Origin of the sequence: Enterobacter sp. V89_11, from assembly GCF_029967775.1 — a bacterium.
Classification (GTDB): Bacteria; Pseudomonadota; Gammaproteobacteria; order Enterobacterales; family Enterobacteriaceae; genus Enterobacter; species Enterobacter ludwigii.
The window spans coordinates 1-22,273 of sequence record NZ_JASCAN010000028.1 but is presented as its reverse complement, the minus strand read 5'-3'; the positions used below and the strand labels follow the sequence as shown (position 1 = coordinate 22,273).

Below are 22,273 nucleotides of genomic sequence, written 5' to 3'. Positions count from 1 at the left end.
TCATCGTAGACGGCGTTCTTAGTTAGTGCGACGACGCGTTAACGCCACGCCTGCGCCAGTCAGCGCACCCACAATCCCCCACATGATCATCAGGAATGCGCGGCGCGGACTATCGCGTTTTACAGGTTCTTCAGGCGTTCGCAAATAACGATAGGTCTGAAAACGCGGGTCCATTGTTGGACCGACATTCAGGGTGTTCAGCATCGCGCGGTTTTGATCGTAGTCGAGGTCAAAATCAGGGCCAACGGCCTGGAGGTTTTCCAGTCGAGCCTGCAGCATTGGGCGCCCGAGAAGGAACATTTCTGAATCAGGCAGTTCATCTGCCGGCACGTCCGTCTCGGTGCGGGAAATATTGTGCTGTTCGGCAATTTTCAGCGCCTGCTCAATATTGTGTACACGGCGGGCGAAGATGGCTTTAGCCACCTCTTCCTGACGTTTAACCTGCGCTTTCATCTGTATAGTACGGGCAGCCCAGGCACCTTTCAGCTCTTCATTAAGGTGGCTTGCCGCACGCTGGCTGGCAAAGGCAACGTACTGGCGCAACAGGTTATTGGCATCCGGCGCGGTTTCGGCAATCAGCTTGACGCTGTCGTTGACGTTACGCAGTGCATCTCCCGGCATAAACTGAATGTTGTTAATCATATCATCCAGCAGCGCGGCATCGGCTTTACTGTTGCCCACCATCCGTTGCTTGTAATAATCCGTCTGGCTCCAGAAATCACGGCGCGTATCCCAGGAAGCCAGCTGCATCACAAACTCTTTATAGGCCTCATCCATGACGGAAGCCTGATCTGGGGTGGCCAGATTGGCTTTGATATCCAGGTTACGCAGGAACTGCTGCTGGGAATAGAACCCCCCGAGCATATTAACCGTTGGTTTATCAGTGATTGCCGTAGCGCTCCACTCTTGTTTTGCAAAGAAGGTGTAGGCCAGCGCTAACAATGCAAACCCCAGCGCGATCCCCGCAATCCAAAGTTTGCCTGCCCACAACACGCGAAACAAACCCCGAATATCCAGCTCATTCTCAGTTACCACTGATTTCGCTCCCGCCAACGGTTGAGTCATCATAGTCCCGGTTTTACTTAGTTAATGTTGTATTGTTGCCACTGTTGCGACGCATCCTGCGTTTAAGACGTTTAATAAACCGCGCCACTTTCCATGCGCGCTTAATGCAGTAGCCGTACAGGAAAAACGCTAGCAAGAATAATACCAACATGACCCATTCAGGGATGAAATGAGCATATTCCGCAGCCACCCCAATTGCGGCCAGAATAGCGGCAGCCAGGGTAATCAGCACAAACGCCTGACGTGAAGTAAAACCGGCACGCATGATGAGATGGTGAATATGCTGGCGATCGGGAGAGAAAGGACTCATTCCTTTACGCAGACGACGATACATAATCGCCACCATATCCATTAGCGGAATGGCAATAATCCACAGCGCTGTTACCGGGCTAATCGGGTGAGTTTTACCCTGTGTGGTCTCCAGCAAAATCCAGATAACGGTAAAGCCGATCAGCGTACTGCCCGCATCACCCATAAACACTTTATAGCGACGACCGAGCGCACCGAGATTTAAGAGGATATAAGGCAGAATGGCGGCAATCATGGCAAAACACCACATCGACAGGCTGTACTGACCATCGAACCATAAAATGATGCCGATTGCGGCAAACGAAACCGACGACAATCCACCGAGCAGGCCGTCAATACCATCCACCATGTTGAAAGCATTTATCGCCGCCCAGACGGCAAACAGTGTCAGGAAGAAACCAAAGGGACCCAGTACTAACTCCCAGGGTCCGAACACATAACCGAGGCTTCTCAGGTATAGCCCACCAACGACCATCATGATCACGCCAATGGCGGCCTGGACGGTGGCGCGAATTTTTACCGCGATATCGAACCGATCATCCAGCGCCCCGACTAACACCAGGACACCGGCGCAGGCAAGGTAGAGGGCGGCGTGTGGAATATAATAATCCGCAATACCAAACGTGAAACAGATACCAGCGTAAACAGAAATCCCTCCAACCAGAGGAATAAGTCCCTGATGACGTTTACGAAAATTAGGCTTATCCACCAACCCTATTCTTTTGGCCACCTTACGCGCGATGAACAAAAAACAGGTTGTGAATAAAAAAATACTGATTAGCTCAGTAACGGCGGTGAGTAGATTCACAATGGATTGCTCTCAACAAAAGTTAGTCCCGGAAGTATAACCATGAAGCCCCTGCCTCAGAAGTAATAAAGAAGGCTTCTTACAACTCCCTTTGTATATTTTTCAATCAATTATTTCATTAACTGCACAAACAGTCTTATTGTCGCACTGACTGGTCTGAAATGGGAGTCTGCATTAATAGCGTATAAGCCATAAAAGAAAAACGCCACGTAAAAACGTGGCGCTTGCTGGCTTTATTTGCGTTACGAGCGTTTCATCATATCGAAGAAATCGTCGTTAGTTTTGGTCATCGCCAGTTTGTTAATGAGGAACTCCATTGCGTCGATTTCACCCATTGGATGGATGATTTTGCGCAGGATCCACATTTTCTGCAGCTCTTCCTGGGTGGTGAGCAACTCTTCTTTACGGGTACCGGAACGGTTGTAGTCGATTGCCGGGAAGACGCGTTTCTCAGCAATTTTACGAGAGAGGTGCAGCTCCATGTTACCTGTACCTTTAAACTCTTCGTAAATAACTTCGTCCATTTTGGAACCCGTATCGATCAGCGCCGTAGCGATGATGGTCAGGCTGCCGCCCTCTTCCACGTTACGTGCCGCACCGAAGAAGCGTTTTGGACGATGCAGGGCGTTAGCGTCCACACCCCCCGTCAGCACTTTACCGGAAGCCGGAACGACGGTGTTGTAGGCACGCGCCAGACGGGTGATGGAGTCGAGCAGGATGATCACGTCTTTCTTGTGTTCAACCAGGCGTTTCGCCTTCTCGATAACCATTTCCGCAACCTGAACGTGGCGAGATGCGGGTTCGTCAAAGGTAGAAGCAACCACTTCACCTTTAACCAGACGCTGCATCTCGGTCACTTCTTCCGGACGTTCGTCAATCAGCAGTACCATCAGTACGCAGTCTGGGTGGTTATAAGCGATGCTCTGCGCGATATTCTGCAGCAGCATGGTTTTACCCGCTTTTGGCGGTGCGACGATCAGACCACGCTGGCCACGACCGATTGGCGATGCCAGATCCAGGACGCGAGCGGTTAAATCTTCAGTTGAGCCGTTACCACGCTCCATGCGCAGGCGAGAGTTCGCGTGCAGCGGCGTTAAGTTCTCAAACAGGATCTTATTACGGGAGTTTTCCGGTTTGTCGAAGTTAACTTCATTCACTTTCAACAGCGCAAAGTAGCGTTCACCCTCTTTTGGAGGACGAATCTTACCTGAAATGGTGTCACCAGTGCGGAGGTTGAAACGGCGGATTTGGCTAGGGGATACGTAGATGTCGTCAGGGCCGGCGAGGTAGGAGCTGTCTGCAGAGCGGAGGAAACCAAATCCGTCTTGCAATATCTCCAGCACACCGTCGCCAAAGATATCTTCGCCACTCTTAGCGTGCTGCTTCAGGATGGCGAAAATGATGTCCTGCTTGCGCATACGAGCCTGGTTTTCCAGCCCCATATTTTCGCCGAGAGTGATCAGCTCAGAAACCGGCGTATTCTTTAATTCGGTAAGATTCATAATGGTGTGGGTTCTTAAACTCGGGGTGATACTCGAACTTAATGTTGTGAATGGTATGGCAGGGTCATCCATGCCTGTTTAGCGGCCATCAACTCATGTCTGTTCGCTGTCTGGTCACAGGGAAAAAACGCAGAACTGAAACGACAAGACGGATTGAGTGACAAGCCCGGAATTTAGCAACTTCACGCACTGTTTGTGTCAACAACGGGAAGTATCGGGTAAAACAAGATTCAAACAACAAGATATGTTTAAAACGAAGTCATAGCTAACTTAGCACGACTTCAGCCGGGCGTCCAGAGTTCCACATAATTTAGGCGCTCTGGACGCGCAGCAAAGAAACCTTACGCCAGGTTAGCGTCGAGGAACTCTTTCAGTTGACCTTTGGACAGTGCGCCCACTTTGGTCGCTGCCACTTCGCCGTTTTTGAACAGCAGCAGGGTCGGAATGCCACGGATACCGTATTTTGGTGCGGTGCCCGGGTTCTGGTCGATGTTCAGCTTGGCAACGGTCAGTTTGCCCTGATATTCGTCAGCGATCTCATCCAGAATCGGGGCGATCATTTTGCAAGGACCACACCATTCAGCCCAGAAATCGACGAGTGTCAGCCCGTCAGCCTTAAGTACGTCCGTGTCAAAACTGTCGTCAGTCAGGTGAATAATTTTATCGCTCATATATAACTCCACAGGAATAAGCCTGGTGCGTTGGTTTCGCCCTCATCAACGACGTGTTGATGTCGCATTAACCAACTAAAGGTTGACTTTATTTCACCGGATACGCTTTCGTAAAGCAATAGTAAGCTGATATTCTACCACACTATGAGCAAAACACATTTAACAGAACAGAAGTTTTCCGACTTCGCCCTGCACCCAAAAGTGATCGAAGCCCTTGAAAATAAAGGGTTTCATAACTGCACGCCCATTCAGGCTCTCGCCCTGCCGCTGACGCTGGCGGGACGTGACGTAGCAGGGCAGGCGCAAACCGGTACTGGCAAAACGATGGCGTTTTTAACGTCAACGTTTCATTATTTACTTTCTCATCCAGCGATTGCAGACCGCAAAGTTAACCAGCCGCGCGCGCTAATTATGGCCCCGACGCGAGAACTGGCGGTACAGATCCACGCAGACGCTGAACCCCTGATGCAGGCTACGGGCCTGAAAATCGGCCTGGCTTATGGCGGCGATGGTTACGATAAGCAGCTGAAAGTGCTGGAAAGCGGTGTGGATATCCTGATCGGTACCACCGGCCGTCTTATCGACTACGCAAAACAGAACCACATTAACCTTGGTGCCATCCAGGTTGTGGTGCTGGATGAAGCTGACCGTATGTACGATCTGGGCTTCATTAAAGATATCCGCTGGCTGTTCCGCCGCATGCCTCCCGCGAATCAGCGCCTCAACATGCTGTTCTCTGCGACCCTGTCGTATCGCGTACGCGAACTGGCATTCGAGCAGATGAACAACGCCGAATATGTGGAAGTGGAACCCGAGCAGAAAACCGGCCACCGCATCAAAGAAGAACTCTTCTATCCTTCCAATGAAGAGAAAATGCGTCTGCTGCAAACGCTGATCGAAGAAGAGTGGCCAGACCGCGCCATTATCTTCGCGAACACCAAGCACCGCTGTGAAGATATCTGGGGCCATCTGGCGGCAGACGGTCACCGTGTTGGCCTGCTGACGGGCGATGTTGCGCAGAAAAAACGCCTGCGTATTCTTGAAGAATTCACCCGTGGCGATCTCGATATTCTGGTCGCCACCGACGTCGCAGCGCGCGGCCTGCACATTCCAGCCGTTACGCACGTCTTTAACTATGACCTGCCGGATGACTGCGAAGACTATGTACACCGTATCGGTCGTACCGGTCGTGCGGGTGCAAGCGGCCACTCTATCAGCCTCGCGTGTGAAGAGTATGCGCTGAACCTGCCGGCGATTGAGACGTACATCGGCCATTCTATTCCGGTGAGTAAGTACAACCCGGATGCGCTATTAAGCGAACTGCCGCCGGCCAAGCGCCTTACCCGCGCCCGCTCCGGCAATGGCCCGCGTCGATCTGGCGCGCCGCGTAATCGTCGTCGCTCAGGTTAAAAAATTATGCTCAGCTCCACCTCGCTTTATGCGGCAATTGATCTCGGTTCGAATAGTTTTCATATGCTGGTTGTGCGCGAGGTGGCGGGAAGCATACAAACGCTGACGCGCATTAAGCGCAAGGTCCGCCTCGCGGCGGGCCTGAGCAGCGATAATCACCTCTCTCCTGAAGCCATGGAACGTGGCTGGCAGTGCCTGCGACTCTTTGCAGAGCGTCTGCAGGATATCCCGCATTCCCAAATCACCGTCGTCGCCACTGCAACACTCCGCCTGGCGGTTAACGCCGTGGATTTTATTGCCAAAGCGCAGGAAATTCTCGGTTGTCCGGTGCAGGTTATCAGCGGTGAAGAAGAAGCGCGCCTGATTTATCAGGGCGTTGCGCACACCACGGGAGGCGACGATCGTCGTCTGGTTGTGGATATCGGGGGCGCCAGTACCGAACTCGTGACCGGCACCGGTGCGCAGGCAACGTCGCTATTCAGCCTGTCGATGGGTTGCGTAACCTGGCTTGAGCGCTACTTTACTGACCGCAATCTGGGTCAGGAGAACTTCGACGAGGCGGAAACTGCCGCACGCGAGGTGTTACGCCCGGTGATGGACGAACTGCGCTACCACGGCTGGAAAGTCTGCGTGGGGGCCTCCGGTACCGTGCAGGCATTGCAGGAAATTATGATGGCGCAGGGCATGGATGAGCGGATCACGCTTGCCAAGCTTCAGCAGCTTAAACAGCGGGCCATTCAGTGCGGGCGTCTGGAAGAGCTGGAAATTGAAGGCCTGACGCTTGAACGCGCGCTGGTATTCCCGAGCGGGCTCGCGATCCTGATCGCCATCTTCACCGAACTGAACATCAAATGTATGACGCTGGCGGGTGGCGCGCTGCGTGAAGGTCTGGTCTACGGGATGTTGCACCTGTCGGTCGATCAGGACATTCGCAGCCGTACCCTGCGAAACGTGCAGCGTCGTTTCCTGGTTGATATCGATCAGGCAGGCCGCGTGGCACAGCTGGCGTCACGCTTCGCCGATCATGTGGCTAACGCCTGGGATCTGGACCCTTTGAGTCGCGATCTGCTGCTAAGTGCCTGTGCACTGCATGAAATCGGGCTGAGCATTGATTTTAAACAGGCCCCGGCTCATGCCGCTTATCTGGTGCGTAACCTCGATTTACCTGGCTATACCCCTGCGCAGAAAAAGTTGCTGGCAACGCTGCTGCTGAACCAGACCAACGCCGTTGACCTCTCCTCTTTGCATCAACAAAACGCCGTACCGCCGCGCGTGGCCGAGCATATGTGCCGCCTGCTGCGTTTGGCTATTTTGTTTGCCAGCCGCCGCCGCGATGATTTGCTGCCGGCACTCAATCTGGTGGCGGATGACGAAAAACTTTCGCTGACGTTGCCGGAAAACTGGCTGGATAATCATCCGCTTGGGGCGGAGATGGTTGAGCAGGAGTGTCAGTGGCAGAGCTATGTACACTGGGTGCTTGAGGTGAAATAATGAGTCGGACATGCCCGGTAGCGCTACGCTTGCCGGGCGTGTAACAACCTACCCCTTCTCTTTGGCTTTCGCCAGCATGGCGCGGATGTTAGCGACGTTCGCCTGCCCCTTATGCATCCGCTCTTCAGCCGTAATCACTTTACGCTCCTGCTCCCAGATGAGGTCGTCCTGTGGAAGCTCCAGCAGGAAACGGCTCGGCTCCGGGCGCACCAGTTCGCCATACTGTCTACGTTCTTTGCACAGCGTGAAGGTCAGCTCTTTCTGAGCGCGCGTGATGCCAACATAGGCCAGACGGCGCTCCTCATCGACGTTATCTTCATCAATGCTGCTCTGGTGCGGCAGTAACCCCTCTTCCATGCCAACCAGATAGACATACGGGAATTCCAGACCTTTTGATGCATGCAGCGTCATCAGTTGAACCTGATCGGCCTCTTCTTCGCTCTCGCCGCGCTCCATCATATCGCGCAGGGTAAAGCGGGTAACCACCTGCGTCAGGGTCATCGGCTCATCAATCTCCGAGCCTTCCAGCATTTCAGTCATCCAGCTGAACAGCTGGTTAACGTTTTTCATGCGCATCTCGGCCGCTTTCGGACTGGCGGAGGTTTCATACAGCCAGGACTCGTAGTCGATACCGTGGATAAGGTCGCGCACGGCGGCGATAGGTTCGCGCTCTGCCAGCCGCTGCACTTCACCAAGCCAGTGGGTAAAGCGGGTTAATGAATCGTAGCCGCGTCCGGTGAGTGTCTGACTCAGCCCCATATCGAAGCTGGCAGTAAACAGACTCTTATTACGCGTCATCGCCCACTCGCCAAGCTTTTGTAGCGTCGCCGGGCCAATTTCCCGTTTCGGGGTATTCACGATACGCAGAAACGCGCTGTCATCATCCGGGTTAGTGAGCACACGCAGGTAGGCCAGAAGATCTTTGATTTCGGGCCGCGAGAAAAAGGAGGTCCCGCCCGAAATTTTGTACGGGATGCGGTTTTGCATCAGCATCTTTTCAAAGACGCGTGACTGATGGTTGCCGCGATAGAGGATCGCATAGTCTTTGTATTCGGTTTTATTGACGAAGTGGTGGGCGATGAGTTCGCCTGTGACCCGCTCCGCTTCGTGCTCTTCATTGTTGGCGCTGAGCACTTTTAGCTCTGTACCGTAACCCAGTTCGGAGAACAGGCGTTTTTCGAACACGTGCGGGTTGTTGGCGATCAGGATGTTCGCGGCTTTAAGGATACGCCCGGAGGAACGGTAGTTCTGCTCCAGTTTGATCACCTGCAGCGCCGGGAAATCTTTGCTTAGCAGGACCAGGTTTTGCGGACGCGCACCGCGCCAGGAGTAAATGGACTGATCGTCATCACCGACCACCGTGAAACGCGCACGCTGTCCCACCAGCAGTTTCACCAGTTCATACTGGCTGGTATTGGTGTCCTGATACTCATCCACCAGCAGGTAGCGGATTTTATTCTGCCAGCGCTCACGCACCTCTTCATTACGCTGCAGCAGTAGCGTGGGAAGCAGGATCAGGTCGTCGAAATCCAGCACGTTACAGGCTTTCATATGCGCATCATACAGACCGTAGCAGTGGGCGAAGATCCGATCCCGCTCGCCTTTGGCGATCGCCGCGGCCTGGGCCGGGGTCATCAGATCGTTTTTCCAGTTGGAGATCGTTGAGATCAGCTGTTGCAGCAGAACCTTATCATCTTCGATCAGCCCCTCGGTGAGCTCCTTGAGCAGGGCCACCTGGTCGGTATCGTCAAACAGTGAGAAGTTGGATTTCATCCCCAGCGCGGCGTATTCACGTTTGATGATATCCAACCCCAGCGTATGGAAGGTAGAAATCATCAGACCGCGCGCCTCTTTACGCCCCAGCGTCTGGCCGACACGCTCTTTCATCTCGCGCGCTGCTTTGTTAGTAAACGTCACCGCCGCGATGTGGCGAGCCTGATACCCGCAGCCGCGGATCAGGTGGGCAATCTTATTGGTGATGACGCGCGTTTTGCCGGATCCCGCGCCCGCCAGCACCAGACAGGGTCCAGTGACAAATTCGACGGCTTGTTGTTGTCCGGGGTTTAAACGCATAAATGATCACTCAATGAAAGTCAGGAGGGGAGAATAACAGCGTGGTAGTATAGCGAGCCTAATCCATACCACTCAAGGCACGATCATGGCAAAAACCGCGGCAGCACTGCATATCCTTGTAAAAGAAGAAAAACTGGCTCTGGATCTTCTCGAGCAGATCAAAAACGGCGCCGACTTCGGCAAGCTGGCGAAGAAACACTCTATTTGTCCGTCAGGTAAACGCGGCGGTGATTTAGGTGAATTCCGTCAGGGTCAAATGGTTCCGGCGTTCGATAAAGTGGTCTTTTCCTGCCCGGTGCTGGAACCCACTGGCCCACTGCATACGCAGTTTGGCTACCATGTTATTAAGGTTCTGTACCGCAAATAACAGCAAGGCCTTCTCTGAGAGAAGGCCTTGTACGTTTAGTCAGGTCAGGGCATCAGCCCGCCCGGGTATTAACCTGCTACCGCGATACGTTTCATATCGGTCATGTAGCCACGCAGTTTCTGGCCCACTTTCTCGATTTCATGACCGCGAATGGCTTCGTTTACATCACGCAGCTGCGCGTTATCCACCGCACCTTCCGCAATCGCTTTGCCCAGATCGCCCGGCTGCAGGGTTGTCATGAACTCTTTCAGCAGCGGTACGCAAGCGTAAGAGAACAGGTAGTTACCGTACTCGGCGGTATCAGAGATAACCACGTTCATTTCGTACAGACGCTTACGGGCGATGGTGTTCGCAATCAGCGGCAGCTCGTGCAGTGATTCATAGTAGGCAGACTCTTCGATGATGCCGGAATCCACCATGGTTTCGAACGCCAGCTCAACGCCAGCTTTCACCATCGCAATCATCAGAACGCCTTTATCGAAGTACTCCTGCTCGCCGATTTTACCTTCAAACTGTGGGGCGGTTTCAAAAGCGGTTTTACCGGTCTCTTCACGCCAGGTCAGCAGTTTCTTATCGTCGTTAGCCCAGTCCGCCATCATGCCGGAAGAGAACTCGCCGGAGATAATGTCGTCCATATGTTTCTGGAACAGCGGTGCCATGATCGTTTTCAGCTGTTCAGACAGCGCGTAAGCACGCAGTTTCGCCGGGTTGGACAGACGGTCCATCATCAGCGTGATACCGCCCTGCTTCAGCGCTTCGGTGATCGTTTCCCAGCCGAACTGAATCAGTTTTTCTGCGTATGCCGGGTCTGTACCCTCTTCCACCAGCTTGTCGAAGCACAGCAGAGAGCCCGCCTGCAGCATACCGCACAGGATGGTTTGCTCACCCATCAGGTCAGATTTAACTTCCGCGACGAAAGACGATTCCAGAACGCCCGCACGGTGGCCACCCGTTGCTGCAGCCCATGCTTTGGCGATCGCCATACCTTCACCTTTCGGATCGTTTTCCGGGTGAACGGCGATAAGCGTTGGCACGCCGAAGCCACGTTTGTACTCTTCACGTACTTCTGTACCCGGGCACTTCGGTGCCACCATCACAACGGTGATGTCTTTACGGATCTGCTCGCCCACTTCAACGATGTTAAAGCCGTGGGAGTAACCCAACGCCGCACCGTCTTTCATCAGCGGCTGCACGGAACGCACAACGTCAGAGTGCTGTTTGTCTGGCGTCAGGTTAACCACCAGGTCTGCCTGAGGGATCAGTTCTTCGTAGGTACCAACTTTAAAACCGTTTTCGGTCGCTTTGCGCCAGGACGCACGCTTCTCAGCAATCGCTTCTTTACGCAGGGCGTAGGAGATATCCAGACCGGAGTCACGCATGTTCAGGCCCTGGTTCAGACCCTGGGCGCCGCAGCCGACGATGACCACTTTTTTACCCTGAAGGTAGCTCGCGCCATCGGCAAATTCGTCGCGCGCCATAAAGCGGCATTTGCCCAGCTGCGCCAGCTGCTGGCGCAAATTCAGTGTATTAAAGTAGTTAGCCATAATGGACTCCGTGATGTTGTGTTGTTGTGCTTATTGTTCGGTTCGCTTTTGCGAGAATGAACTTACTATATGACAGGAAATTTATTGCGGAAATTGATATATTCACAACGTCACGTTGCAATATTTGCAATGTAAAAAGGGGGAGTGAAATCAGTGGATTTACGCGATCTGAAAATGTTCCTGCATCTGGCGGAAAGCCGTCACTTTGGGCGCAGCGCCCGGGCGATGCACGTCAGTCCCTCCACGCTTTCGCGCCAGATCCAGCGCCTTGAGGAAGACCTCGGTCAGCCCCTGTTTGTACGCGACAACCGCACCGTCACCCTGACGGAAGCCGGTGAGGAGTTACGGGTCTTTGCCCAACAAACGCTGCTGCAGTATCAACAGCTGCGACACACCATTGACCAGAAAGGGCCATCGCTGTCCGGCGAGCTGCATATTTTCTGCTCCGTGACCGCGGCCTATAGCCATCTGCCGCCGATTCTTGACCGCTTTCGCGCAGAACAACCGTCGGTGGAAATTAAACTCACCACCGGTGATGCCGCCGACGCAATGGAAAAAGTGGTGACAGGCGAGGCGGATCTCGCCATTGCCGGGAAACCCGAAACCCTGCCAGGCGCTGTCGCGTTCTCAATGCTGGAGAACCTGGCGGTCGTGTTGATTGCCCCCGCGTTACCCTGCCCGGTGCGTAATCAGGTGTCGGTGGAAAAGCCAGACTGGTCCACGGTGCCTTTTATCATGGCCGATCAGGGGCCGGTGCGCCGTCGTATTGAGCTCTGGTTTCGTCGCCAGAAGATCAGCAACCCGTCAATTTACGCGACGGTTGGCGGGCATGAGGCGATGGTGTCAATGGTGGCGCTGGGCTGCGGCGTGGCACTGCTGCCGGAAGTGGTCCTGGAGAACAGCCCGGAACCGGTGCGTAATCGCGTGATGATTCTGGAGCGCAGCGACGAAAAAACGCCGTTTGAGCTTGGCGTGTGCGCACAAAAAAAGCGGCTGCAGGAGCCGCTTATTGATGCCTTCTGGCAGATACTGCCTAACCACTAGCCCGCCAGGAAGAACCTGAACGCCGGGTTATGGGTTTCATCGTGACACTCATAGCCCAGCTCGTTCAGCCGCGTTTCGAAATCAGGCTCGTGCTCGCCCAGTTCGAAGGCGGCCAGCACGCGCCCATAATCGGTACCGTGGCTGCGGTAGTGGAACAGAGAGATGTTCCAGTGCGTGCCCAGCGTATGCAGGAACTTGAGCAACGCGCCCGGTGACTCCGGGAACTCGAAGCTGTAGAGACGTTCCTGCAGCGGCTTCGATGGACGCCCGCCCACCATGTAACGCACGTGCAGTTTCGCCATCTCATCGTCGGAGAGATCCACGACGCTGTAGCCACCTTCGTGGAGCAGGTGGAGGATCTCTTTACGCTCTTCCAGACCACGGCTTAACCGTACGCCGACAAAAATGCAGGCATCTCGGGCGTCGGCAAAACGGTAGTTAAACTCCGTGACTGAACGGCCGCCCAGCAGCTGACAAAACTTCAGGAAGCTGCCCTTCTCTTCCGGAATGGTAACCGCCAGCAGCGCTTCGCGTTGCTCACCCAGCTCGCAGCGTTCGGAAACATAGCGCAGACCGTGGAAGTTCACGTTGGCACCAGAAAGGACATGTGCCAGACGCTCGCCGCGGATGTTGTGCTGCGCGATATATTTCTTCATCCCCGCCAGCGCCAGCGCGCCGGAAGGTTCCGCTACCGCACGCACATCTTCGAACAGATCTTTCATTGCGGCGCAGATGGCGTCGCTGTCGACGGTGATAATATCGTCGAGATACTCCTGGCAAAGACGGAAGGTTTCATCGCCAATGCGTTTAACCGCCACGCCTTCAGCAAACAGCCCGACGCGTGGTAAGTCCACCGGATGACCGGCATCCAGCGCCGCTTTCAGACAGGCTGAGTCTTCCGCCTCAACGGCAATCACTTTGATTTGCGGCATCAGCTGTTTGATCAGCACCGCTACGCCCGCCGCGAGGCCGCCACCGCCAACCGGCACGAAGACGCGGTCGAGATGCGCATCCTGCTGCAGCAGCTCAAGCGCCAGCGTCCCCTGTCCGGCAATGACCATCGGATGATCGAACGGCGGCACCCAGGTAAACCCCCGTTGCTGCGCCAGCTCTATCGCTTTGGCTTTGGCTTCGTCAAAGTTTGCGCCGTGGAGCAACACTTCACCGCCGAAACCGCGTACGGCATCCACTTTGATATCAGCAGTAGCAACCGGCATAACAATCAGCGCTTTCAGCCCCAGGCGCGCTGAGGAGAACGCGACGCCCTGCGCGTGGTTGCCCGCAGAGGCGGTAATCACCCCCCGCGCTTTTTGCTCGTCGGTCAACCCGGCCATCATTGCGTAGGCGCCACGCAGCTTGAAGCTGTGTACCGGCTGGCGGTCTTCGCGTTTCACCAGAATCACGTTGTCGAGGCGCGAGGAGAGTTTTTCCATCTTCTGCAGCGGCGTGACCTGTACGGCTTCATAGACCGGTGCACGTAGCACCGCCCTGAGGTATTCCGCCCCCTCAGGGGCGGCGGATAACGGTTGCGACTCGGCCATCATTAGCCCCCAAGTTTCGATTTGTCGCGCACCGCGCCTTTATCTGCACTGGTGGCAAGGCTCGCATAGGCACGCAGGGCGAAGGAGACGTCGCGCTGGCGATCTTTTGGCGTCCAGGCTTTGTCGCCGCGAGCCTCCTGGGCTTCACGACGCGCCGCAATATCCTGGTCGCTCAGTTTCAACTGAATACCGCGATTCGGGATATCAATTTCGATCAGGTCGCCATCTTCAATAATCGCGATGTTGCCGCCGCTTGCCGCTTCCGGTGACACGTGGCCAATGGAGAGACCAGACGTACCGCCAGAGAAACGTCCGTCGGTGATCAGCGCACAGGCTTTACCGAGGCCCATGGATTTCAGGAAGGTGGTGGGATAGAGCATCTCCTGCATACCCGGCCCGCCTTTCGGCCCTTCGTAGCGAATGACAACCACGTCGCCTTCCACCACTTTGCCACCGAGAATAGCCTCTACCGCGTCGTCCTGGCTTTCGTACACTTTTGCCGGGCCGGTGAATTTGAGAATGCTGTCATCCACGCCTGCGGTTTTTACAATACAGCCGTTTTCTGCAAAGTTACCGTAGAGCACGGCCAGACCGCCGTCCTTGCTGTAGGCATGTTCCAGTGAGCGAATACAGCCTTCTGCACGATCGTCATCCAGCGTGTCCCAGCGGCAATCCTGTGAGAAGGCCTGGGTGGTACGAATACCTGCCGGGCCGGCGCGGAACATCTTTTTCACCGCATCGTCTTTCGTGAGCATGACGTCGTATTTGTCCAGCGACTCCGGCAGCGTCAGGCCGAGCACGTTTTTGACGTTGCGGTTCAGCAGCCCGGCGCGATCCAGCTCACCGAGAATACCCAGTACGCCACCCGCACGGTGGACATCTTCCATGTGGTATTTCTGGGTACTCGGCGCAACTTTACAGAGCTGCGGTACTTTGCGGGACAGCTTGTCGATATCGCTCATGGTGAAGTCGATTTCAGCTTCCTGCGCGGCGGCCAGCAGGTGGAGAACGGTGTTGGTGGAACCGCCCATGGCGATATCCAGCGTCATGGCATTTTCAAACGCGGCTTTGCTGGCGATATTACGCGGCAGCGCGCTTTCATCATCTTGCTCGTAGTAGCGTTTGGTCAGCTCAACGATGCGTTTACCGGCATTGAGGAACAGCTGTTTACGGTCGGCGTGGGTCGCCAGCAGCGAGCCGTTGCCCGGCTGAGACAGACCCAGCGCTTCGGTCAGACAGTTCATGGAGTTCGCGGTGAACATACCTGAGCAGGAGCCACAGGTTGGACACGCAGAACGTTCAACCTGATCGCTTTGTTCATCAGAAACTTTTGGATCCGCGCCCTGAATCATCGCATCGACCAGGTCGAGCTTGATGATTTTATCGGAAAGCTTGGTTTTACCCGCTTCCATTGGACCGCCGGAGACGAAGATCACCGGAATGTTCAGACGCAGGGAAGCCATCAGCATCCCCGGGGTAATTTTGTCGCAGTTGGAGATACAAACCATGGCATCCGCGCAATGGGCGTTCACCATATACTCCACCGAGTCGGCGATCAGCTCACGCGACGGCAGTGAATAGAGCATACCCCCGTGACCCATCGCGATACCGTCATCCACCGCAATGGTGTTGAACTCTTTCGCCACACCGCCGGAGGCTTCGATTTGCTCGGCAACGAGTTTGCCGAGATCGCGCAGGTGCACGTGGCCCGGCACAAACTGGGTGAAGGAGTTCACCACGGCGATAATAGGCTTACCGAAATCGGCGTCGGTCATCCCGGTGGCGCGCCACAGTGCGCGGGCACCTGCCATGTTACGGCCATGAGTGGTGGTGGCGGAACGATACTTAGGCATGCTTTATTTACTCCCGTCTGACTATTGAATGGGACGGTGCGTGCCGTCCCATATTTATGCTTATTGATTAACCTGATCCAGCCAGCCGTATTTATCTTCCGTTTCACCGGTGAAGAGGCCAAAGAAGGCTTGCTGAATACGTTTGGTGACCGGACCACAGCGGCCAGCACCAACCTGAATACCGTCTACGCTACGAACCGGCGTAATTTCCGCCGCGGTACCGGACATGAACACTTCATCGGCCAGGTACAGGGATTCGCGGGACAGGACCTGCTCACGGACTTCGATACCCAAATCTTTTGCCAGCTTGATGATGGCGTCACGGGTAATGCCCGGCAGGGCGGAAGAGGTAAATGGCGGCGTAAACAGAATGCCGTCTTTCACTTCGAACAGGTTTTCACCTGCACCTTCAGAGATATAGCCATTCACGTCCAGCGCGATACCTTCCTGATAACCGTGACGGCGCGCTTCGCTACCGACCAGTAGTGAGGAGAGGTAGTTACCGCCCGCTTTTGCCGCTGTCGGGATCGTGTTTGGTGCTACGCGGTTCCAGGAAGAAACCATTGCGTCGATCCCCTGCTCCAGGGCTTCAGCCCCCAGATAAGCACCCCACGGGAACGCAGCAATGATCACATCGGTGGTATAACCGGCTGGCGGGTTCACGCCCATGCCCACATCACCTACAAACACCAGCGGACGAATATAGGCACTGGTGAGGTTGTTCTTACGAATCACGTCGCGGCAGGCTTCCATCAGCTCATCCACGCTCTGAGAAACCGGGATACGATAAATTTTGGCTGAGTCATGCAGACGCTGCATGTGTTCGCGATGACGGAACACCACTGGCCCTTTGTGTGAGTCGTAGCAACGGATGCCTTCGAAGACAGAGGTACCGTAATGCAGCGCGTGGGACATAACGTGGACTTTCGCGTCCTCCCAGCGAACCATCTCACCATTGAACCAAATGTAATCAGCTTTTTTTGTCGTCATTTTCTCTTCCTGTCGCGCTTAAGCACGGATCTGTTGTGATGTGGTTGTGCTCTGGCAGATGGCAACATGTGCAACGTCTACCAGTTTTGTTAACTGACTAAACAGTAAGTCGACCGACCGCGGGCTGGCAACGGTTAATTCGATACTGATATTTTGAGCATCAGTGGCCGTCTCCATATTCATAGAGCAAATCTGAAAGCCACGGTGACGCACCACACGCAAAACGCGTTCTAATGTCTCTGGATTGAAGCGAGCCTGCACGGCGACCTGATGTTGCATCATGATAATTTCTCCAGCATTTGTGAGTTACTGGCACCTGGCGGTACCAACGGCCAGACATTCTCAAGCTCGTCGATTGAGACATGAAGCAGGTACGGCCCTTCGCTTGACAGCATGGTGTCGAGTGCCGCTTCAACCTGGTCTTTACGGGTGATGTGCTGGCCAGGGATACCAAAGGCGCTGGCCAGAATGAGGAAATCGGGGTTATCCGTCAGGGTAGTCTCACTGTAGCGTTCCTGGAAAAACAGCTGTTGCCACTGACGAACCATTCCTAAACGCTGGTTATCGAGCAAGACGATTTTCAACGGTAACTGCTTGCGCTTAACGGTGCCCAGCTCCTGAACGTTCATCATGAAAGAGCCGTCACCGGAGATACAGATAACCGTATCGTTCGGGCGGGCAACCTGCGCCCCTACCGCGGCAGGGAGACCGAAGCCCATCGTCCCTAAGCCGCTGGAGGTAATGAAGTTTTCCGGGCGCGTGTAAGTCATGTGCTGCGCTGACCACATCTGGTGTTGGCCTACATCCGTCGTGACCACACAGTCTGCCGGTTTACGGTCGGACAATTGCTTTAACAGCAGTGGCGCATAGATGGCGTCACCAGGATGGTCGTAACGCCAGGTATGTTCAACGCGCATATCGGCGGTGTGCTGACGCCATGCGTCGATTTTCAGAGGCTGCTGTAAAGCCGGTAATAACGCGTTGAGATTGCCCTGCAGGGCCACATGCGCCTGACGCAGTTTGTTCATCTCCGCCGGGTCGATATCCATGTGGATCACGTTAGCATTCGGCGCGAAGGTATTCAGCTTGCCGGTGACACGATCATCAAAACGGGCACCTACGGCGATCAGCAAGTCACACGCCTGCACGGCCAGGTTCGCCGCTTTGGTACCGTGCATCCCCAGCATGCCCAGATAGTACGGATAGTCCGCATCTACCGCGCCAAGACCTTTCAACGTACAGGTGGCGGGCATTTGCGTAACCGCGATGAATTCGCGCAGGGCGGGAACGGCCTGTGCCATACCAACCCCACCCCCTACGTACAACATCGGTTGTTTAGCGTGGGCAATCATCTGCCGCGCCTCTTCCACCGCGGCGTGCGGGAATGCATCGTCGCTTTCAACGGTGGAGAAGTGCGGCTCCAGATCGCCCAGAGCAACCTGGATATCTTTCGGGATATCAACCAGAACCGGTCCAGGGCGACCAGAGTTTGCCACCTCAAACGCCTCTGCCATCACACGCGGCAGCTCTTCCAGAGACTGAACGAGGAAGCTGTGTTTGGTGCAGGCCAGTGACAAGCCGAGCACGTCCACTTCCTGGAAGGCATCAGTACCAATGAGGGGCGAGGCCACCTGACCGGTGATGGCGACAACGGGAACGGAATCAAGCAGTGCATCCGCCAGGCCGGTGATCAGGTTTGTGGCGCCCGGCCCTGAGGTTGCCATGCAGACACCGGTTTTACCGGTGGCACGTGCATAGCCAATGGCGGCCATCGCAGCGCCCTGCTCGTGTCGGCACAAGAGGTGTTCCACGCCGCCGTCATACAATGCATCGTAAATCGGCATTATTGCGCCCCCCGGATAACCGAAGACAGTGTCGACTCCCTGTGCGCGCAACGCATGTACTACCCACTGTGCACCATTCATAGTTAGTTCCCCGTCATAAATCGGGAGAAACAGAATTTTGTGCTATTAGTCATTCTCTGCTCCTCATGTAAGTTTTTTAGTCATAAAAAAACCCCCGGACCTTTCGGTGCGGGGGTCTTAGTTCGTTAAGGCTTGATTTCTAAGCCTTTCCTCGTCCAAGTGCAGCCCCGCACGGTGGGATAATAATCACCACCACGCTAATCACGACCAGGCTAATCACTCGTAGAAGGGCTGTCATTTTCAGTTCTTTTTGCATCTTGTTCGAAGGAATACCTAAAGAGGTATCACAGTTTTTAAATCAAACACAAGATTTATTTATGGCTGGTTTCGTTAGCCTGCGAATCATATTTTCTGAACATATTGTTTTATATAAAGAAATTTGATAGTGAATATTTTTCATTTTTTCAGCACGGACAGAGCGGTATGTCGCCAGTACATTTTTTTGCGAGCAGGGTTCCGCAGAAAATAAAAGGTTACATCTTGACGTTAAAACCTCGGAAGAGGATGCGTAAATCCGCTAAATGTGGCTAAACATGCATATCGGTCACGGGCATAGTCATCTCCTGAGGAGGTGCTTATGTCACTGTCAGTTGTTTATACCCGTGCGGCCATTGGAGTAAAAGCACCGCTTATTTCGGTAGAAGTTCATCTCAGCAACGGGCTGCCCGGGCTGACGCTGGTTGGATTGCCGGAGACCACGGTAAAGGAAGCCAGAGATCGGGTGCGCAGTGCGATTATTAATAGCGGTTATACCTTTCCGGCAAAGAAAATCACCATCAACCTTGCGCCTGCAGACTTGCCTAAAGAGGGAGGGCGATATGATTTACCTATCGCTATAGCGCTCCTCGCCGCCTCTGAGCAGCTTAACAGCAGCAGACTAGGCGCATATGAGTTCATCGGTGAACTGGCGCTCACAGGCGCGCTGAGGGGCGTTCCTGGTGCCATCTCGGGTGCGCTGGAGGCCATTCGCGCAGGTCGACAAATCATTGTTGCCAATGAAAATGGTGCAGAAGTGAGCCTGATAGCCGAGAGAGGATGTCTGCTAGCCGGGCATTTACAGGAAGTGTGCGCGTATCTTGAGGGGCAACATGTGCTGTCAGAGCCGGAAGAATCAGGCGATCCCCTGGCAGAAAGCCCGGACGATCTGAGCGATATTTACGGCCAGGAGCAGGGTAAGCGGGCGCTGGAGATCACCGCTGCCGGCGGACATAACCTGTTGCTGATTGGCCCACCGGGTACAGGAAAAACGATGCTGGCGAGCAGGTTGAATGGTTTACTGCCTCCACTTAATAACCATGAAGCGCTGGAAAGCGCGGCGATATTTAGTCTGGTGAGTTCAGTGTCATTGCAAAAACAGTGGCGACGTCGCCCGTTTCGCTCTCCGCACCACAGTGCCTCACTGGCGGCCATGGTCGGCGGTGGCACCATACCAGGGCCGGGAGAGATCTCTCTGGCGCACAACGGCATCCTGTTTCTGGATGAACTGCCTGAATTTGAACGCCGCGTTCTGGATGCGCTGAGGGAGCCCATCGAATCGGGTGAGATCCATATCTCCCGTGCACGCGCCAAAATAAGCTATCCCGCGCGGTTCCAGCTGGTAGCGGCAATGAACCCCAGCCCATCGGGCCATTATCAGGGAAACCACAATCGCTCCACGCCTGAACAGACGCTGCGCTACCTGGGGAAGTTATCTGGTCCTTTCCTGGATCGTTTCGATTTGTCGCTGGAAATCCCCTTGCCTCCTCCCGGCCTGCTCAGCCAGAGCAGCGCCAGAGGAGAGAGTACGGTGGAGGTTCGCGAGCGGGTTATCGCCGCGCAGGCCCGGCAGTATATGCGTCAACATAAGCTGAATGCCCGTCTGGATAACGCTGAGATTCGGCAGTTTTGTCCTCTTAAGACTGAAGATTCATGCTGGCTGGAGGATACGTTGACGCGCTTTGGGCTTTCCATTCGCGCATGGCAGCGTCTTATAAAAGTCGCCCGCACCATCGCCGATGTGGAAAAGTGCCCTGACATTGAGAGGCGGCATCTGCAGGAAGCGTTAAGCTATCGTGCGATCGATCGCTTGCTCCTGCACCTGCAAAAGTTACTGGCATAAAAAAAGGGGCCACAGCCCCTTTTCTTGTTAGTCGTCAGACTCAGTGTAGTCTTCAGCACCTTCCATCTGCGGCTTACCGCCAGACAGCGTATGGAAACGCTTTGGACGCTTAATGCGTGCCATATACTTGATCCATACACGTTCTGCTTCAGACTGTGGCTCACGCTCGCCACGGCAGACTGCGACAAACTGTTTTTCGTCTTCAGTTGCAGGCTCACGTTTACCCAGATCCAGCTCGTTAAAGGCATAACCATGACGCTCAAGCATCTGCGCCTCTTTGATGGTGAAATCGCCGTGACGAGAGAACCCGCGTGGATAATTTTTATTGTCGAAAAAACGATTAGTCGTCGTAAAGCTTTCCGCCATCCTACACGCTCCTAATTCTTTGGCCGAGCTATTTATGGCGCGGAGTATTAGTTACGCTTGACAGAGTGTAAAACAAAACATTTAAATCATAACGACAAATTATTTTGCGGAGAAAGATGTGGATACGGAATTGCTAAAAACTTTCCTGGAAGTGAGCAGAACGCGCCACTTTGGGCGAGCAGCGGAAGCCCTTTACCTGACGCAGTCAGCGGTCAGTTTTCGTATTCGACAGCTGGAAAATCAACTGGGTGTGAACCTTTTTACCCGCCACCGCAACAACATACGCCTCACGCCAGCCGGTGAAAAACTGCTGCCGTATGCAGAAACACTGATGAATACCTGGCAGGCGGCACGAAAAGAGGTTGCGCACACCTCGAGGCATAACGAGTTCTCCATTGGGGCCAGCGCATCGTTGTGGGAATGTATGCTCAGTCAGTGGCTTACCCGGCTCTACCCTTCCCACAACCATTTGCAATTTGAAGCGCGGATTGCGCAACGTCAGTCGCTCGTTAAGCAACTGCACGAGCGCCAGCTGGATCTTCTGATCACGACCGAAGCCCCCAAAATGGACGAATTTAGCAGCCAGATTGTTGGCCAGTTTGGCCTTGCGCTTTATGCCTCCGAGCCTTCAATGATGAAAGCCGACCTGACCTATCTGCGTCTGGAGTGGGGGCCAGATTTCCAGCAACACGAGGCGGGATTGATTGCTCCGGATGATGTGCCACAGTTAACAACCAGCTCTGCGGAGATCGCCTGTCAGCAGCTCTCCTTACTGAAGGGGTGCACCTGGTTACCTGTTCGCTGGGCAGACACGAAACCCGGGTTGCATACCGTTGTGGACTCCACCACGCTTTCCAGACCGCTGTATGCCATCTGGCTCCAGAACAGCGATAAGCAATCGCAGATAAAAGATCTTCTAAAAATTAATATTATGGATTGATGCATGCGCCAGCAGAAATGCTGGCTGCAACGTCTGAAGAGGGGACTCGGCGTCTTTCAGGCAAAAAAAAAAATCCTTTGCCGAAGCAAAGGATTATATATGGCAGGGGCGGAGAGACTCGAACTCGCGACACCCGGTTTTGGAGACCGGTGCTCTACCAACTGAGCTACGCCCCTAAAGTCTTTTGCCATTAAGCCTGCCGGGTAGGCAGGCTTAATGTCTTAATAAGTGGCGGAACGGACGGGACTCGAACCCGCGACCCCCTGCGTGACAGGC

20 protein-coding genes and 1 tRNA gene are annotated in these 22,273 nt (G+C 54.4%); 6 read left to right on the top strand and 15 right to left on the bottom strand.

The annotated features are described in order from the left end of the window. Nucleotides 1–18: 18 nt before the first annotated feature. From wzzE to trxA, 4 genes are all read right to left on the bottom strand, one after another. Nucleotides 19–1,065 carry an ECA polysaccharide chain length modulation protein gene (wzzE, locus tag QLG09_RS21190; RefSeq protein ID WP_020882894.1) on the bottom strand — a complete coding sequence of 349 codons (1,047 nt, stop codon included), beginning with the start codon at nucleotides 1,063–1,065 and terminating at the stop codon, nucleotides 19–21. Between the two features lie 13 nt (nucleotides 1,066–1,078). Continuing rightward, nucleotides 1,079–2,182, bottom strand: coding sequence for a UDP-N-acetylglucosamine--undecaprenyl-phosphate N-acetylglucosaminephosphotransferase (gene wecA / locus QLG09_RS21185; RefSeq protein WP_014172155.1), 1,104 nt, complete (start codon nucleotides 2,180–2,182; stop codon nucleotides 1,079–1,081). 242 nt (nucleotides 2,183–2,424) lie between these two features. Next, on the bottom strand, nucleotides 2,425–3,684 hold the full coding sequence (rho, locus tag QLG09_RS21180) for a transcription termination factor Rho (RefSeq protein ID WP_008501566.1): 1,260 nt from the start codon (nucleotides 3,682–3,684) through the stop codon (nucleotides 2,425–2,427). Between the two features lie 341 nt (nucleotides 3,685–4,025). Beyond that, nucleotides 4,026–4,355, bottom strand: a complete 330-nt coding sequence (gene trxA, locus QLG09_RS21175; protein WP_004386384.1) for a thioredoxin TrxA — start codon at nucleotides 4,353–4,355, stop codon at nucleotides 4,026–4,028. Between the two features lie 144 nt (nucleotides 4,356–4,499). On the opposite strand from trxA, the gene rhlB reads away from it, so the two are divergent. After that, on the top strand, nucleotides 4,500–5,765 hold the full coding sequence (gene rhlB / locus QLG09_RS21170; RefSeq protein WP_014172158.1) for an ATP-dependent RNA helicase RhlB: 1,266 nt from the start codon (nucleotides 4,500–4,502) through the stop codon (nucleotides 5,763–5,765). A gap of 6 nt (nucleotides 5,766–5,771) precedes the next feature. After that, nucleotides 5,772–7,256 carry a guanosine-5'-triphosphate,3'-diphosphate diphosphatase gene (gppA, locus tag QLG09_RS21165; RefSeq protein WP_014172159.1) on the top strand — a complete coding sequence of 495 codons (1,485 nt, stop codon included), beginning with the start codon at nucleotides 5,772–5,774 and terminating at the stop codon, nucleotides 7,254–7,256. 48 nt (nucleotides 7,257–7,304) lie between these two features. On the opposite strand, the gene rep is transcribed toward gppA, so the two are convergent. Further along, nucleotides 7,305–9,329, bottom strand: a complete 2,025-nt coding sequence (rep, locus tag QLG09_RS21160) for a DNA helicase Rep (RefSeq protein ID WP_014172160.1) — start codon at nucleotides 9,327–9,329, stop codon at nucleotides 7,305–7,307. 85 nt (nucleotides 9,330–9,414) lie between these two features. Between rep and ppiC the strand changes: the two genes are divergently transcribed. After that, a complete protein-coding gene (ppiC, locus tag QLG09_RS21155) occupies nucleotides 9,415–9,696 on the top strand; it encodes a peptidylprolyl isomerase PpiC (RefSeq protein ID WP_008501570.1) in 282 nt (93 codons plus the stop codon). A gap of 68 nt (nucleotides 9,697–9,764) precedes the next feature. On the opposite strand, the gene ilvC is transcribed toward ppiC, so the two are convergent. Beyond that, entirely contained in the window at nucleotides 9,765–11,240 is a 1,476-nt protein-coding gene (ilvC, locus tag QLG09_RS21150) for a ketol-acid reductoisomerase (RefSeq protein ID WP_014172161.1), read from the bottom strand. Nucleotides 11,241–11,393: 153 nt separating this feature from the next. On the opposite strand from ilvC, the gene ilvY reads away from it, so the two are divergent. After that, nucleotides 11,394–12,284 (top strand): HTH-type transcriptional activator IlvY, encoded by an 891-nt coding sequence (gene ilvY / locus QLG09_RS21145; RefSeq protein WP_020882896.1) that lies wholly within the window; start codon nucleotides 11,394–11,396, stop codon nucleotides 12,282–12,284. Here the strand turns inward: ilvY and ilvA are convergent. The 7 genes from ilvA to ilvL all read right to left on the bottom strand — a co-directional run bounded on the left by ilvA (nucleotide 12,281) and on the right by ilvL (nucleotide 18,831). Further along, complete coding sequence (ilvA, locus tag QLG09_RS21140; RefSeq protein ID WP_282489371.1) at nucleotides 12,281–13,825, bottom strand: threonine ammonia-lyase, biosynthetic; 1,545 nt, start codon at nucleotides 13,823–13,825, stop codon at nucleotides 12,281–12,283. The genes ilvY and ilvA overlap by 4 nt on opposite strands. Before the next feature lie 2 nt (nucleotides 13,826–13,827). Continuing rightward, a complete protein-coding gene (ilvD, locus tag QLG09_RS21135) occupies nucleotides 13,828–15,678 on the bottom strand; it encodes a dihydroxy-acid dehydratase (protein ID WP_014172164.1) in 1,851 nt (616 codons plus the stop codon). 60 nt (nucleotides 15,679–15,738) lie between these two features. After that, the gene (ilvE, locus tag QLG09_RS21130; protein WP_282489370.1) at nucleotides 15,739–16,668 is read right to left on the bottom strand and encodes a branched-chain-amino-acid transaminase; all 930 of its coding nucleotides are present in this window, start codon (nucleotides 16,666–16,668) and stop codon (nucleotides 15,739–15,741) included. 18 nt (nucleotides 16,669–16,686) lie between these two features. Beyond that, nucleotides 16,687–16,950, bottom strand: coding sequence for an acetolactate synthase 2 small subunit (gene ilvM, locus QLG09_RS21125; protein ID WP_014172166.1), 264 nt, complete (start codon nucleotides 16,948–16,950; stop codon nucleotides 16,687–16,689). After that, complete coding sequence (ilvG, locus tag QLG09_RS21120) at nucleotides 16,947–18,593, bottom strand: acetolactate synthase 2 catalytic subunit (RefSeq protein WP_014172167.1); 1,647 nt, start codon at nucleotides 18,591–18,593, stop codon at nucleotides 16,947–16,949. Before ilvG ends, ilvM begins: the two co-directional genes overlap by 4 nt. A 2-nt stretch (nucleotides 18,594–18,595) precedes the next feature. Further along, nucleotides 18,596–18,646, bottom strand: coding sequence for a peptide IlvX (ilvX, locus tag QLG09_RS21115; RefSeq protein WP_102046757.1), 51 nt, complete (start codon nucleotides 18,644–18,646; stop codon nucleotides 18,596–18,598). A gap of 86 nt (nucleotides 18,647–18,732) precedes the next feature. Further along, the gene (ilvL, locus tag QLG09_RS21110; RefSeq protein WP_001311244.1) at nucleotides 18,733–18,831 is read right to left on the bottom strand and encodes an ilv operon leader peptide; all 99 of its coding nucleotides are present in this window, start codon (nucleotides 18,829–18,831) and stop codon (nucleotides 18,733–18,735) included. A 339-nt stretch (nucleotides 18,832–19,170) separates the two neighbouring features. Between ilvL and QLG09_RS21105 the strand changes: the two genes are divergently transcribed. Then, on the top strand, nucleotides 19,171–20,691 hold the full coding sequence (locus QLG09_RS21105) for a YifB family Mg chelatase-like AAA ATPase (RefSeq protein ID WP_049023041.1): 1,521 nt from the start codon (nucleotides 19,171–19,173) through the stop codon (nucleotides 20,689–20,691). A gap of 27 nt (nucleotides 20,692–20,718) precedes the next feature. Here the strand turns inward: QLG09_RS21105 and QLG09_RS21100 are convergent, their stop codons facing one another. Then, nucleotides 20,719–21,057 (bottom strand): DUF413 domain-containing protein, encoded by a 339-nt coding sequence (locus tag QLG09_RS21100; RefSeq protein WP_014172168.1) that lies wholly within the window; start codon nucleotides 21,055–21,057, stop codon nucleotides 20,719–20,721. 118 nt (nucleotides 21,058–21,175) lie between these two features. Between QLG09_RS21100 and hdfR the strand changes: the two genes are divergently transcribed. After that, entirely contained in the window at nucleotides 21,176–21,997 is an 822-nt protein-coding gene (hdfR, locus tag QLG09_RS21095; RefSeq protein ID WP_014172169.1) for an HTH-type transcriptional regulator HdfR, read from the top strand. Nucleotides 21,998–22,097: 100 nt separating this feature from the next. On the opposite strand, the gene QLG09_RS21090 is transcribed toward hdfR, so the two are convergent. Then, nucleotides 22,098–22,173 (bottom strand) — tRNA-Trp (locus tag QLG09_RS21090). Nucleotides 22,174–22,273: the final 100 nt, after the last annotated feature.

Excerpts from the sequence above, each read along its gene's own strand:
- wzzE (WP_020882894.1), bottom strand. The coding sequence starts at position 1,065 with ATGACTCAACCGTTGGCGGGAGCGAAATCAGTGGTAACTGAGAATGAG.
- rho (WP_008501566.1), bottom strand. The coding sequence starts at position 3,684 with ATGAATCTTACCGAATTAAAGAATACGCCGGTTTCTGAGCTGATCACT.
- trxA (WP_004386384.1), bottom strand. The coding sequence starts at position 4,355 with ATGAGCGATAAAATTATTCACCTGACTGACGACAGTTTTGACACGGAC.
- rhlB (WP_014172158.1), top strand. The coding sequence starts at position 4,500 with ATGAGCAAAACACATTTAACAGAACAGAAGTTTTCCGACTTCGCCCTG.
- gppA (WP_014172159.1), top strand. The coding sequence starts at position 5,772 with ATGCTCAGCTCCACCTCGCTTTATGCGGCAATTGATCTCGGTTCGAAT.
- rep (WP_014172160.1), bottom strand. The coding sequence starts at position 9,329 with ATGCGTTTAAACCCCGGACAACAACAAGCCGTCGAATTTGTCACTGGA.
- ppiC (WP_008501570.1), top strand. The coding sequence starts at position 9,415 with ATGGCAAAAACCGCGGCAGCACTGCATATCCTTGTAAAAGAAGAAAAA.
- ilvC (WP_014172161.1), bottom strand. The coding sequence starts at position 11,240 with ATGGCTAACTACTTTAATACACTGAATTTGCGCCAGCAGCTGGCGCAG.
- ilvA (WP_282489371.1), bottom strand. The coding sequence starts at position 13,825 with ATGGCCGAGTCGCAACCGTTATCCGCCGCCCCTGAGGGGGCGGAATAC.
- ilvD (WP_014172164.1), bottom strand. The coding sequence starts at position 15,678 with ATGCCTAAGTATCGTTCCGCCACCACCACTCATGGCCGTAACATGGCA.
- ilvE (WP_282489370.1), bottom strand. The coding sequence starts at position 16,668 with ATGACGACAAAAAAAGCTGATTACATTTGGTTCAATGGTGAGATGGTT.
- ilvM (WP_014172166.1), bottom strand. The coding sequence starts at position 16,950 with ATGATGCAACATCAGGTCGCCGTGCAGGCTCGCTTCAATCCAGAGACA.
- ilvG (WP_014172167.1), bottom strand. The coding sequence starts at position 18,593 with ATGAATGGTGCACAGTGGGTAGTACATGCGTTGCGCGCACAGGGAGTC.
- ilvL (WP_001311244.1), bottom strand. The coding sequence starts at position 18,831 with ATGACAGCCCTTCTACGAGTGATTAGCCTGGTCGTGATTAGCGTGGTG.
- QLG09_RS21105 (WP_049023041.1), top strand. The coding sequence starts at position 19,171 with ATGTCACTGTCAGTTGTTTATACCCGTGCGGCCATTGGAGTAAAAGCA.
- QLG09_RS21100 (WP_014172168.1), bottom strand. The coding sequence starts at position 21,057 with ATGGCGGAAAGCTTTACGACGACTAATCGTTTTTTCGACAATAAAAAT.